This window comes from Pseudoalteromonas ardens, from assembly GCF_030125445.1.
In the GTDB taxonomy this organism is placed as follows: Bacteria; Pseudomonadota; Gammaproteobacteria; order Enterobacterales; family Alteromonadaceae; genus Pseudoalteromonas; species Pseudoalteromonas ardens.
Genome location: NZ_JASJUV010000001.1, coordinates 360,689 through 374,023, shown reverse-complemented (window position 1 = coordinate 374,023; position 13,335 = coordinate 360,689). Strand labels below are relative to the sequence as shown.

The following is a 13,335-nucleotide window of genomic DNA, read 5'->3' as shown; positions in this document are numbered from 1 at the left end:
TTTAATCATTTTATTTATTTTTGCACTGCAAATTGACAACACAACGCGTAATAATGACAAAAAAGCGGGGAAAGCAAGTTTGTCTGTTGCAAATGAGCGCTTAATACAACCCTGAGATGTAAAGTTTTTCAATGAGGAAGTCGTCATGCAAGTGAATCGCGAGCTGTTTAACGAAGTAATGGTACCTAACTATAATCCGTCTGAAGTGATCCCTGTTAAAGGTAAAGGTTCACGTGTTTGGGACCAAAAAGGCGACGAGTACATCGATTTCGCTGGCGGTATCGCCGTAAACTGCCTAGGTCATTGTCACCCGGCACTCGTAAACGCGCTGAAAGAGCAAGGTGAGAAAATCTGGCACCTGTCTAACGTCATGACCAACGAACCAGCCCTTCGCCTGGCGAAAAAGCTCACTGACGCAACCTTTGGTGAGCAAGTATATTTTGCAAACTCAGGCGCTGAAGCAAATGAAGCGGCATTAAAACTGGCACGTCGCTGGGCCATTGACAATTTCTCAGAAGAAAAGACACAAATCATCGCCTTCAACAAAGGCTTCCATGGTCGTACCTTCTTCACTGTTACCGTAGGTGGCCAGGCAGCATACTCAGATGGTTTCGGGCCTAAGCCGCAGGATGTTACACACGTTGATTACAACGACCTTGAGACCTTCGCCAAGCTTATCTCTGATAAAACCTGTGCGGTTATGATGGAGCCACTTCAGGGGGAAGGCGGTATCATTCCACCAACGAGCGAATTCATTCAGGGTGTTCGTGAACTGTGTGACAAGCACAACGCCCTGTTGATCTTTGACGAAGTACAAACCGGTGTTGGACGCACAGGCGATCTTTATGCCTATCAGGGCCTTAACGTCATTCCAGATATCCTGACTACAGCAAAAGCACTGGGTGGTGGTTTTCCAATTGGTGCAATGCTAACAACAAAAGACATTGCTAAGCACCTGAAAATTGGTACTCATGGTTCAACCTACGGCGGTAACCCATTGGCATGTGCGGTTGCTGAAGCAGCATTTGACACCGTCAATGACGTGCAGCTGCTGGCTGATGTTAAGCGTAAAGAACAACTATTCCGCGATGGTCTGGCAGCCATTAATGAAAAATACAATGTATTTAGTGAAGTGCGCGGTAAAGGCCTACTACTTGGTGCCGTGTTGAATGACAAATTTAACGGTCGTGCTCGTGACTTCCTGGTCGCCAGCGGCAAACATGGCTTGATGGCATTGGTTGCAGGTACCAATGTTGTTCGCTTCACACCTTCTTTGGTCATCCCGGATGAAGATATCCAGGCTGGTCTGGCTCGCTTTGAGCTGGCTGTAGCGGACGTTGTAAACGGTTAATTAAGAGGGGCGCGTCAGCGCCCTGTCCAAATTATGCAAGTACTCAGACCCATTTCAAACAAAGACTTTGCAGCTTTGAAAACCATCGCGATTGAATCTGGTCATGGATTCACGTCGCTGCCGGTGGACGATGATTTGCTGAGCAGTAAAATTGCACGCTCAGAGCAGAGCTTTGATAAAACAGTTAAGCAACCGCAGGACGAAGGCTACTTATTTGTCCTTGAAGACAGTAATACGGGTGAAATCCTTGGCACCACCGCGATAGAAGCCGCAGTTGGTATGCAAACACCTCTGTATCACTATCATTTGGGCAAAACAGTCCATCATTCACGTACTCTGAATGTCTACAACACAGTTGATATACTGAGTATGTGTAATGACTATACAGGTGCCTCCGAGATTTGTACTCTTTTCCTCAGAGAAGCGTTCCGTCAGGGCCTTGCTGGCCGCTTTTTATCTCGCTCTCGTTTTAACTTTATGGCGTTACATGCTGACCGTTTCAGCGATACGGTGATTGCAGAGATGCGTGGTGTGAGCGATGAAGATGGGCACTCTCCTTTCTGGCAATGGCTACAGGAACATTTCTTCAGCATTGAATTCCCGCAAGCGGACCATCTGGTTGGACTGGGAGACAAAGTATTCATCAGTGAACTGATGCCTAAATACCCAATTTATGCCAACTTACTTAGCAAAAAAGCGCAAGCCGTCATCGGTCAGGTACATGAGAAAACCAAGCCTGCCCTGCGTCTGTTGGAAAAAGAAGGCTTCGAACATCGGGGCTATGTCGATCTGTTTGATGCAGGCCCAACCGTTGAGTCCAGATTACAAAACATCAAAACAGTACGAGAAACCAAACGTGGCAAAGCACACATTGTGGAATCAGGTGAATTAGATAGCGTGAATGGTGAAACCTGGTCAGTATCCAATTGTCGCTTAGCAGATTTTCGCGCCACCTTTGATACTCGTGTCAGCTGGTGTACCAAAACCAGCTCATTCAAAATCACTGCAGACATTGCATCTGCACTAAAGATTGTTGACGGTGAAGAGATCAGCGGATTCTTACTGTGAAATACATTCGAGCGTCAGGGCAGTAAAACAGATTTTGTACTACCCTGATGCTCCAACCGATTTAAACAATTGCGTCGTGCTTAGTCGTAATATTTAACGCGGCTAAGCCGCCATTTTAAGGATTGTCATTATGCACAACAATGTAGATAGCTTATTTGAAAAACTATGGAATAACTACCTTGAAGTTACTCCATCTGCAGTTAAAGTCCATGAACTGCTTGGTTCTACGCAGCAAGATGATGTGATCAACGACCACATTGCCCTGCGTACCTTTAACCATGAAAAAATTGGCCTGGAAAAGCTAGCTGCGCATTTCAAAGCGGTTGGCTATACAGAGTGCGGCGAATATCACTTCGAAGCCAAAAAGTTATATGCCAAGCACTTTGAGCACAGCGATCCGACTAAACCAAAAGTATTCATTTCTGAGCTTTTGGTAGAAAAGTGTTCACCAGAGCTGCAAACTATTGTTAACGCACTTGTCGAGCAAATCGATGAGACGGCAGTAACTGCTGAAAACTTCCTGTACTCAGGAACACATTGGCAAGTTAGCCACGAAACCTACAAGCAACTTTTAGCTGAATCTGAATATGCAGCATGGATGGCAGCCTGGGGTTACCGCGCAAACCATTTCACTGTAAGCATCAATCACCTGAGCAACTTCGAAACCATTGAAGCCGTTAATCAGGCACTGAAAGACGCCGGGTTTGAATTGAACGCATCAGGTGGCGAAATCAAAGGTTCACCAGAGGTGTTACTTGAGCAATCTTCTACGCTTGCTGACCAGCATGCGGTTGCCTTCAGCGACGGTGAATTCAGCATCCCAAGCTGTTTCTATGAATTTGCCCTGCGCTACAACAAGCCAGATGGCGAAATCTACACAGGCTTTGTTGCGGCATCAGCTGACAAGATTTTCGAAAGTACTAACGCGCGTTAAGCGTATTATCACAGTAACTTGTCAAAGCAGTCGTTCGACTGCTTTTTTTTGCCTGAGTCGTTCGACTGCTTTTTCTTTGCCTGAGTCATTCGACTGCTTTTTCTTTGCCTGAGTCATTCGACTGCTTTTTCTTTGCCTGAGTCGTTCGACTGCTCTTTAAAGCGCCTTAACAAACTATTTCCCCTGTCAGATCAATCCGGCGCACTAAAAACTATGCCAGTATAGAGCGATAATCCGGTTGTCTCTGCACGCATTTAAGGCTAAGTTTTCAGCTGTCGTTAGACAACCTTAACGAAACTGTCATTTATGTGAGCTAGCGTAGAAGTTGTGTAGCTGACAACGTATTGCGGTGATGACAGTGAAACTGCCTATGAGGTGCAGCTGTGAATATTGAACCTAAGTTAAGTGTACTACTAAATCGCCAGATGTCGGTCAAAGCCCCCATGGAACACCCGGCATTGGATGACAAAAAAGCGTATCGACGAGCGCTTAAGTACTGGCAAAATGAGCTACTACACGTACAACAAGCCTATTATCATCAGGGTCGCCGCGCGTTGATTGTCTTTGAAGGCTGGGATGCGGCCGGTAAAGGCGGTGCAATTCGCCGCATCACTGAACGACTCGACCCGCGAGGTTATCAGGTATTTCCCATTAGCGCACCAAAACCAGAAGAGCAGAGCAGACATTATCTCTATCGTTTCTACAACAAACTCCCTAAAGCAGGTACCCTGACTATTTTTGATCGCTCCTACTATGGCCGGGTGTTAGTTGAACGCATTGAAGCGTTTGCCACGCAGGGTGAATGGCAGCGCGCTTATCAGGAAATTAATGAGTTTGAACGCCTGCTCCATGACGACAAGGTAAAAGTCGTTAAGCTGTTCTTGCATATCAGTGCCGAAGAACAGCTAAAACGCTTTGAAGAACGCCTCAATAACCCTTATAAGCGTTGGAAACTAACGGAAGAAGATATTCGCAATCGCAACAGGCGTGACGATTATGAGCAGGCAATAGATGACATGTTTGCCCAAACCGACACTCAACAAGCTCCCTGGCACCTGGTGCTCGGTGAGCATAAATGGTATACCCGGGTAGAAGTATTAAAAACGCTGGTAAAAACGCTTAGTGAGGGAATCGATACGACTCCCCCACCCGTGGACCCGAATGTGGTCAGGCTGGCAAAAGCGCATTTAGGCATTAACCACAAGAGGAAGGACTAATGGAAAGAGCAGATGTACTCGGTCAGTACTTTGACCAGCATGACGGGACTCACCCCAACATGGCGTTACCCAAGCACAGCAAAATGGCAGCCAGCGCATTTCGCTTTTTCCGCGGCAGTGCTCCGTTGATGTATCGGGATATGGCAAACGACGTCATTACACTGCCCCAGTCACTATTTGAGCTTCCCCTCACCAACGTACTGGGAGATTGTCACGCCAGCAACTTCGGCTTCTTAAGCGAAGAAGGCTCACATGGTGAGACTTTGGTTTTTTCACCTAACGACTTTGATGACGCCTGTGTTGGTCATGCCATTTGGGACTTGTTTCGATTTTTGGTCAGCTTACCTCTCGCGCAGCAAGAAGGCGTCCTGATCCAAAGCAGCAGCGATGATATAAAGCTCAGACAAAAACCCCTGGCAGATAAAGCGCAAGTGCTTCAGGCCCAGCACACTTTCATCGACAGCTATGTGGCCACTTGTGAAGCGTCTTTGCGCGGAGAAAACAATAACCAAAGTGCACTCACTCAGTTCAGTCAGGAGCACATTTTACATAAACGCTGGCAAAAGGGCTTACAGCGCCTGGTTGGAGGCGCCGCCTTCAATCTTAAAAGCAGTCTGGCGAAAGAGGTCGATCTAAACAACCCCCCACTCAGATTTAAAGAAGATGATGAAAAGTTCTCACGGCTACATGAAGATTTTCGCACTACACTAATCGAATATTTCAGGCCTTATGTCGATGATGAGATCATCGACTGCGTTGAACGTCTGGATGCAGGAACAGGTTCAAACAATCTAAAACGTTATTACCTGCTGGTTGGCCCTAAATTTTGTTCATCTGCAGAGCTGTATCACATTGTAGAAGTCAAACAGCAACAACTTGCAGCTCCATTGCACTATTACACCGATCTAAGCCCGACCAACCGGCTAAACCATGCGCACCTGACCGTCAATTGTCAGCGCAAAATGCAACGCAGGCCCGACCTGGTTCTGGATGATGCTCTGTGGCAAGGCACTCACTGGCTGGTACGCTCTCGCCATCATGCACGCGTTGGCATTGACCCCGAGCATATTGTGCTTGGCAAACGCGCCGCACAGAGAAACGGCTTAAGTCAATATGCTGAAGCCTGCGCTACAGCACTTGCTTACGCGCACATGCGTGGCGATCGTCGATCACTGATGTTTCAGCAAGTCGTCGCTGATATTTTACCCGTGGCCAAAACCGAGCTACTCAACGCCGCAACCCTCTATGCCAGTCAGGTAGAACAAGACTGGGGACTATTTTGCTCACTCAGAAAGTAATTTCTTTGGCATAGTCACAACCAAAAAGTCATCAGCCAGACGCAGAGTCCCCTGATAATGTGTTCTGGCTTCATGCTCTACGTTATCGAGCATCCCTTCACCGTGATAACGCACACTAAAATGGGTAAGCGTCAAAGCCGGTATATTGTGTTGTTGGGCAAACAACGCAACACGCTTAGCGTCACTGTGGCCGGTGTGTGTGCCGACTTTCATAAGATCTGGGTGAGTAAATGTTGCCTCGTGAACCAGCATATCGATGTCGCCGCAATAACCTGATAATAAAGTCGGCTTTTCATTGTCACCACAAATAATCACAACTCTTGGACGCCAACTAGGAAACGCATACGAAGCAGCGGACAAATGGCGGCCTTTATAAATCACATCCTCACCTTTTTGCAGCAAGTTATAATGTGCGCCACTCGCAACCCCTTCAAGCTGCAATTGTTTGACCCGAAGTTTTCGAGGGATCAGCGTTTCCTTAATCTTAAAGCCAAAGCTCGGCACCCGGTGCTTAAGGGGAATGATTTCAATATGGCAAAAGCCAACACAAATAGACTGATCACTTTGCTCTATTGCCATCGTATTTAAATCAAATGGCAGCGTGACCTGGGTAAGCGCCAATGTAGACATGACAAACTGAATAACGGCCTGCGGTGCAATCAGACAGACAGGCTCAACCCTGCCAGACATGGCCATCGATGCCAGTAACCCGGGCAGGCCGTAACAATGGTCGCCATGGAGGTGGCTAATACAAATCACACTCAAGTGATAAGGAGACAAGGTCGACTTTAAAAGTTGGTGCTGAGTGGCTTCACCACAATCCACCAGCAGCCAGGACTTGGTTTTATCAAAACTGACGCCTGTTGCAGAGACATTTCTGCTCTGGCTCGGGCTGCCTGACGAGGTCCCTAAAAAATGTAAATGCAAAACTACTCCAAAATATAAGCTTAGGCATTGATCCTGCCACAGCTTAAGTTAGAGTGGAACTAGTTCGGTTGACTTCATACTAACCGTTCGGTCAAACGACGTTTGAGTAGAGTTGCAAGCAAATGCAAACAACAGGAGCGTAAAATGAAAAACGATTTAGACAGTCGCCAGATCCTGGCCGTTTACGAATACATCCAACAACACGGCGATGTCGATGAGAGTGGCAAGTTATTCGAAGGGATCCGGGCATACTCTGACCCGGACGGTTACACAATATATTTAGAAGGCAGTGCACTACTGCTCAGGTTTGGTTTCCACAATACCTATCACCTCGATTACCAACACGAAAAGAACAAAGAAGACTTTATCAACAAACTTAACTTTATCTATCAAATGGCTAATGAGGCTAAAGAGTAACCTGTATTTGTCGGTACAGATGGCTGTTTTACTCATTTTGTCTCAGAATTTTTCAAAATTAACGCGAAGCTATAAAACAAATGCCCGATTGGTGGTAGAGTAACGGCATTTTTTATAATTGAGAAATTTGCTATGTCGAAGGCTGTAGAGACGTCAGCTGATCAATCCAACCCACAGCTAAAACAAGGCGGCCTGTTTAACCGCTTTTTAGCAACGGTTGAGTTCCTGGGTAACATGTTGCCCCACCCTATCACCCTGTTTGCCATGTTCTGTGTCGCCATTGTTATTTTCAGTGGCATCGCCGACTGGATGGGTCTCAGTGCCATAGACCCTCGCCCAGAAGGAGCAAAGGGAAGAGCACCTGATGGGGTGATTGAGGTCGTTAGCCTGATGAGTGCCGAAGGTCTACAGCGTATCGTCACAGGGCTCGTTACCAACTTTACCGGGTTTGCACCTTTAGGCACGGTACTGGTTGCACTACTAGGTGTGAGTGTTGCTGAACACTCCGGTATGCTTTCTGCTGCTATGCGTGGCATGGTAATGGGCGCATCTAAACGTTTAGTGACTTTCATGGTCGTGTTTGCAGCCATTCTTTCCAATACTGCATCAGAGCTGGGTTATGTTGTTTTAATCCCACTTGCCGCTATGATCTTCCACAGCCTTGGTCGTCACCCGCTAGCCGGTCTAGCAGCCGCATTTGCCGGGGTGTCAGGTGGTTACAGTGCAAACTTGCTGTTAGGTACTATTGATCCACTGCTAGCGGGGATCACAACTCCTGCTGCACAGATGATTGATCCTACCTATCAGGTGGGCCCAGAGGCAAACTGGTATTTCATGATGATCTCTGTTTTCCTGATTGCCATCGTAGGTACCTGGGTTACAGAAGCAATTGTTGAGCCACGCCTTGGCAAATACAACCCGGATGAAGCCAGCATTGATTTGTCCAGCAATAATATCGAGCATCTGACTGCAACGGAAAAATCTGGCCTGAAATGGGCTGGTGTCGCTTTGCTGGTTGTATCTGCCTTACTCGCGTTAACCATAGTGCCGGAAAATGGCATTCTGCGTCACCCAGAAACAGGAGCTGTCGCTGGATCGCCTTTCTTAAAAGGCATCGTGGTATTTATTTTCGTGACGTTTGCAATCCCAGGTTTTGTCTACGGGCGAGTAGTCGGTACCATGCGCAACGATCGCGACGTAATAGATGCTATGAGTAAAAGCATGAGCTCAATGGGTATGTACATTGTACTCGTCTTCTTTGCTGCTCAGTTTGTTGCTTTCTTTAAATGGACGAACTTAGGTACCATTTTGGCCATCAATGGCGCGGCCATGCTACAAGCTCTCAACCTCACCGGCCCGGAAGTCTTTGTACTGTTTATTTTGATGTGTGCCGTTGTTAACCTAAGCTTAGGATCTTCTTCAGCACAATGGGCAGTAACAGCACCAATCTTCGTGCCAATGCTTATGTTAGTTGGCTATGCACCTGAAACTATCCAGGCCGCCTACCGTATTGGTGACTCAGTAACAAATCTGATCACACCAATGATGAGCTATTTTGGTTTGATACTGGCCGTTGCTACTAAATATAAAAAGGATATGGGAATAGGTACTCTGGTCGCGACTATGCTGCCTTACAGTATGTGTTTCTTTATCGGCTGGGTTGCGCTTTTCTATATCTGGGTATTTGGTTTTGGCTTACCAGTCGGACCGAACTCTCCGATTTATTATCAACCCTAACAAATTTATGCCAGCGCAAGCTGGCATTTTTTTTGGCGAATGTGCAAGGTTCTATTTGTTTAATAGTCGATGCTGTCCTACAGTCCTATAGGAATCGCCGAAAAGGAGTTTTAAACCTACGACATAAACTATTTAAGGCTAACCATGTATACACTGTTCTACTATCCACGCAATGCGAGTTTAGCACCCCATTTTGTTCTCGAAGCCCTCCAGGTCCCGTATCAGCTTGAACTTGTCGACCGAAAAAAAAATGTGCAAAGATCTGCGCAATATTTACGACTCAACCCTACCGGACGGATCCCAACATTGGTTGATGACGAGTTTGTATTGTTTGAAAGTGCCGCTATTTGCCTTTATCTCTGTGAAAAACATCCGGAAGGTCATTTAATTCCTACCGAAGCAAAACAAAAAGCAGAATTTTATCAATGGCTGATGTACTTAACCACCACAGTACAGGCTGAGCTGATGATCTATTTTTACCCTGAACGCCACACGCAAAGTGCACTGATGTACGACGATATTGTCAGAACTCAGCAATCTCGTGTTCAGGATATGCTGACTTTAATCGACAGGCACCTGGCAGACAAAACCTATATGGTTGGTGAGCAATTCACCGTCTGTGACTGCTATTTATTTATGCTTTGTATCTGGGCGGACGAACTGGCTAAACCGCCACTTCAGTTCGAGCACCTGGGTCGTTACTTAAGTGGTATTTCGAGACACCCTGCCATTGAGGCTGTGTGTAAGAAAGAAGGGACTGAATTAGGGATGTATCGCTAAGAGTTCATCGTTAGGTCTGGCTTGTTAGCCAGACCTAACGAAACATTACTTCTGTAACTTTAACTGAGCGCCTTTCAGTCTCTGGCGCACATTACTAATTTTGGCACGATTTTTAGCTCGCGCTTCACCACTGGCCTGATTACTCGGGCGATTAGTTCGTGCTTTACGACGTTGGTGAGACGGCTTCCTGGCAAGGTTATCGATCAGATTTTCGCGACTCGCCACTTCGTAACCCGGCAGATAATAACGCTGAATTTTTTGTCCAATCAAAGTTTCAATATGGATCAGAGTCTGCTCTTCTTCTCGTGCAACAAAAGAGATCGCCTGGCCGGAGTTTCCAGCACGACCAGTACGGCCGATGCGGTGCACATAGTCTTCAGCCAGATATGGCAAATCAAAATTAATTACGCGAGGCAGTCCATCTATGTCGATGCCGCGAGCAGCCACTTCAGTAGCCACTAACACTCTTACTTTTCCTTCCTTAAACTCACGTAGTGCCCTGCGACGTGCTCCCTGACTTTTATCACCGTGACACACAGTAGCACTGATACCATCCAGCTCCAGTTCTTTAACCAGCTGATCGGCATCATCTTTCATGTTGACAAAAACTAACACTTGCAACCAGTTTTTCTTACCAATTAATTCCGAAAGCAGCTCTTGCTTACGTTTTTGCTCAACCGGATAAACAACATGCCTTACCGTTTCTGCCGTGGTATTTTCTTTCGCAGCTTGTACCAATTTAGGCTCGCGAAGTACTTGTTTTGCAAATTGTTTAACAGCTGTAGGGAAAGTAGCAGAGAACAGCAATAACTGACGGTCTTCGCTCACCATATCGATGACTTTTTGCATGTCCGCAACAAAGCCCATATCCAGCATGCGGTCTGCTTCATCCAATACCAGATATTTAACCTGTGCCAGGCTCACAGCTCCAAGACGGATTAGATCCAATAAACGCCCCGGTGTTGCAACCAGGATATCAACCCCTTGAGATAAACGTTGTGTCTGCCCTTCAATATTCACACCACCATATACTGCCTGAACAGTCAGCGGAGTATACTGACAGAATGCCTGACAGTTGTTGGCGATTTGCTCGGCCAATTCACGTGTCGGTGCGAGGATAAGGGCACGTGCAGAGCCGACAGACTCCCCTTCTAACAACCGGTGGATCACAGGCAGTGCAAACGCCGCCGTTTTACCCGTCCCAGTTTGAGCAGTAGCCAGTACGTCATGGCCGCGGCGCACAACCGGAATAGCCGCTTGTTGTATTGGTGTCAGGGTATGGAAATTTAATTCATCAAGCGCCTGTAACAAGGCATCGGGAAAACTGAAAGACTTAAAATTCATAATAAAAACCTGCGACCAATAATGAAGGGCCGCAGATTATACGCTATTTACAGGCTCAGTGTCACCTGTGTGGGGTTAATATAGTTTCACATCAACAGGATTGATAAGGTCTGCGTTACCACCAATCACCATTTCACTATCAATCTGATTGATCAATTCCATGCCTTGCTTTTGCTGGGCTTCACTCAATGGCACATAGGGTAAGCGAAATACAGGCTTCGCTGCGCCCGTCATGGCGAGCGCAGTATTAATAGCGATCGGGTTAGGTTCACAAAACAACCAGTTCATCAATGGCTGTAACTGAGTGTTTAGTGCCTCATTTGGACTATCAATCAATTTACGGAACAGCTGTGGCACAAGGTTTGACGTAACTGAGATTACACCATGTGACTGGTGCTGATGACGACTGTCATGGGCCTGATCGTCATTACCCGACCAACAAGCAATGCCCTTACGCTCGTAATCAGCGATCCGTTCATGCCCGGCGCACTCTTTCATTCCCACAAAATTTGCATGATCAGCAAGCGGTTCTATTAACTCGGGAGTCAGGTCCTGCCCTGTTCGCCCCGGAACGTTATAAATAAACGCCGGGCCAATATCGAGTAAACGTGCAAAGTGTTCTGCCAGGCCCGCCTCAGAAGTACGACCATAATAAGGGTTGATCTGTAGTGCCGCATCCATACCCGAAGCAAAGCCATACTCGGTTGCCTTAACAGCTTCACGCGTATTGTTACTGCCGGTGTTACCGACGATCACCAACTGGTCGGAGAATTTATTAACACTATGGGCAATCAGCATCAAATGCTCTTCCCAATTCATCAACTGTCCTTCACCAGTGGTGCCACCAACGACAATTCCATCAACGCCCGCGGCAATCTGAGCAGCGACAAGTTTGTCAAAACACGCAAGGTCAATCTCACCTTGTGAATCGTACGGAGTTTTAATAGCAGTGATTAAGCTGGCTTTTTTTATCGTTTCTATGTTGCGCATACAGATATCGTTTAATTCATTATTTGGCGCTAAGTTTTATCACAAATGACCTTCAGATCCGAGAGGGAAAATGGAAAATTTACAAAACAGCTTGCCTAACCTGACCATTTCAGCCAGAATAAAACCACTGTATATAAAACCAGTTATCTAACTTATGCGCCTGACTCACCATTTAAACACACACTTTTTCAGTGCCGAAGAGCTTTGCAGTACGCTCCGGATCACTGCTGAGCAGCTAGCTCATTGGCAGGAAACCTGCATTTTCCCCAATGCCAGCTACAGTCTGGAAAATCAAATAAAGTGTAGCTCATACCTTGGTCTCTATGAGTGCGTAGAGCACACAGAGTATTACCCAAGAGGCGCTGAGCAATGGGGCCAACTATTACTGAAGCATCAGGTTGAGCAATCTACTCACGCTTATGAGCTATTTCAGCAAAAATATATTCAAACTCTGACTAAGTGTGCACAACAGGGGCTGATAAGTCAGGACTGCCGCTTTAATGAAGACTTACCAGAACATGTGCAGCAAAGTTGGCAGCAATTCCTGTGTAGCAAGTACGGTGTTATCAGCCAAAATGGTCTGGTTGAAGAAGTTGTTTACATAGACTTAGGCCGGGCACTGGTCGATGCACTCACCGAAGAGCGCACTGCTGGACATATCCCGGCTGAACACAGAACTGAACTACTCGGCGCACTTAAACTCTTAAACCGTGCGCTGAGTCATCACATGGACCATGAAAAACCCATGTCCATTCGTTACAAGTACATTGAGAGCCTGATTGCCAAGTACGATTTATCTATCCGTTAATCCAGCACGCTTTCTCGTGCATTAAATGCAACCGGGTCATGTCACTTCTAGTGAGCCTGCTCATAGTGGGCTCTAAAGATTTCAAATGTCTTCAATACCGTTAGCTGGTCCTGACAAAGTGCGTCATACCAGGCGTCAAATTGACTATCATCGTCTTGTTCACTCAAAGCGAGATACTGTGCCAATAGCTCAATAATATCGCCATGAGTACAGCTCAGGTTGTCCAGCTGCTTTAATTGTTCTGAATGATCTTTGTTTTGTAGCTCAGCGATGACGCCGTTATCCAATTGTTGTGTTTTGTCCATCGTGACGAATTCCTGTTTCTCAATCCATTGATAGTTATATCAGCCTAGTTTGGAATATCCAGTGCTTTATAGACCGTTCGCTCAATCTATCAACAATTTATTATAAAAAGTAACTTTAAGTGCAGGACTTTGATTCGATAACCCCAAAATAAAGGCACT

13 protein-coding genes are annotated in these 13,335 nt (G+C 46.4%); 9 read left to right on the top strand and 4 right to left on the bottom strand.

Translation table 11 applies throughout. From position 1 onward, the window contains the following. The first annotated feature begins 145 nt into the window (after positions 1 to 145). From QNM19_RS01400 to QNM19_RS01380, 5 genes are all read left to right on the top strand, one after another. Positions 146 to 1,351: an aspartate aminotransferase family protein gene (locus QNM19_RS01400; protein ID WP_049866382.1), complete on the top strand. Its 1,206-nt coding sequence runs from the start codon at positions 146 to 148 to the stop codon at positions 1,349 to 1,351. A 33-nt stretch (positions 1,352 to 1,384) separates the two neighbouring features. After that, positions 1,385 to 2,419, top strand: coding sequence for an arginine N-succinyltransferase (gene astA, locus QNM19_RS01395; protein ID WP_049866383.1), 1,035 nt, complete (start codon positions 1,385 to 1,387; stop codon positions 2,417 to 2,419). A 130-nt stretch (positions 2,420 to 2,549) separates the two neighbouring features. Then, positions 2,550 to 3,353, top strand: a complete 804-nt coding sequence (locus QNM19_RS01390; RefSeq protein ID WP_049866384.1) for a DUF1338 domain-containing protein — start codon at positions 2,550 to 2,552, stop codon at positions 3,351 to 3,353. 425 nt (positions 3,354 to 3,778) lie between these two features. Beyond that, complete coding sequence (locus tag QNM19_RS01385) at positions 3,779 to 4,570, top strand: polyphosphate kinase 2 family protein (protein ID WP_417711771.1); 792 nt, start codon at positions 3,779 to 3,781, stop codon at positions 4,568 to 4,570. After that, positions 4,570 to 5,868, top strand: coding sequence for a DUF2252 family protein (locus QNM19_RS01380; RefSeq protein ID WP_284026212.1), 1,299 nt, complete (start codon positions 4,570 to 4,572; stop codon positions 5,866 to 5,868). Before QNM19_RS01385 ends, QNM19_RS01380 begins: the two co-directional genes overlap by 1 nt. Here QNM19_RS01380 and QNM19_RS01375 read toward each other — a convergent pair. After that, positions 5,854 to 6,795, bottom strand: coding sequence for a ribonuclease Z (locus QNM19_RS01375; protein ID WP_284026211.1), 942 nt, complete (start codon positions 6,793 to 6,795; stop codon positions 5,854 to 5,856). The genes QNM19_RS01380 and QNM19_RS01375 overlap by 15 nt on opposite strands. A 144-nt stretch (positions 6,796 to 6,939) precedes the next feature. Between QNM19_RS01375 and QNM19_RS01370 the strand changes: the two genes are divergently transcribed. The 3 genes from QNM19_RS01370 to QNM19_RS01360 all read left to right on the top strand — a co-directional run bounded on the left by QNM19_RS01370 (position 6,940) and on the right by QNM19_RS01360 (position 9,729). Further along, on the top strand, positions 6,940 to 7,212 hold the full coding sequence (locus tag QNM19_RS01370) for a DUF3081 family protein (RefSeq protein WP_049864909.1): 273 nt from the start codon (positions 6,940 to 6,942) through the stop codon (positions 7,210 to 7,212). A gap of 132 nt (positions 7,213 to 7,344) precedes the next feature. Beyond that, positions 7,345 to 8,949 (top strand): AbgT family transporter, encoded by a 1,605-nt coding sequence (locus QNM19_RS01365; protein WP_049864910.1) that lies wholly within the window; start codon positions 7,345 to 7,347, stop codon positions 8,947 to 8,949. Positions 8,950 to 9,093: 144 nt separating this feature from the next. Further along, positions 9,094 to 9,729: a glutathione S-transferase family protein gene (locus QNM19_RS01360; protein ID WP_049864911.1), complete on the top strand. Its 636-nt coding sequence runs from the start codon at positions 9,094 to 9,096 to the stop codon at positions 9,727 to 9,729. Positions 9,730 to 9,774: 45 nt separating this feature from the next. Here QNM19_RS01360 and QNM19_RS01355 read toward each other — a convergent pair whose 3' ends face one another. Then, entirely contained in the window at positions 9,775 to 11,073 is a 1,299-nt protein-coding gene (locus QNM19_RS01355) for a DEAD/DEAH box helicase (protein WP_049864912.1), read from the bottom strand. Positions 11,074 to 11,148: 75 nt separating this feature from the next. Further along, positions 11,149 to 12,063, bottom strand: coding sequence for a 4-hydroxy-tetrahydrodipicolinate synthase (gene dapA, locus QNM19_RS01350; protein WP_049864913.1), 915 nt, complete (start codon positions 12,061 to 12,063; stop codon positions 11,149 to 11,151). A gap of 154 nt (positions 12,064 to 12,217) precedes the next feature. Here dapA and QNM19_RS01345 point away from each other — a divergent pair, with 154 nt between their 5' ends. Beyond that, positions 12,218 to 12,871, top strand: a complete 654-nt coding sequence (locus QNM19_RS01345; protein WP_049864914.1) for a DUF6058 family natural product biosynthesis protein — start codon at positions 12,218 to 12,220, stop codon at positions 12,869 to 12,871. A gap of 47 nt (positions 12,872 to 12,918) precedes the next feature. Here the strand turns inward: QNM19_RS01345 and QNM19_RS01340 are convergent, their stop codons facing one another. After that, on the bottom strand, positions 12,919 to 13,176 hold the full coding sequence (locus QNM19_RS01340) for a hypothetical protein (RefSeq protein WP_010381100.1): 258 nt from the start codon (positions 13,174 to 13,176) through the stop codon (positions 12,919 to 12,921). Between the last annotated feature and the right edge of the window lie 159 nt (positions 13,177 to 13,335).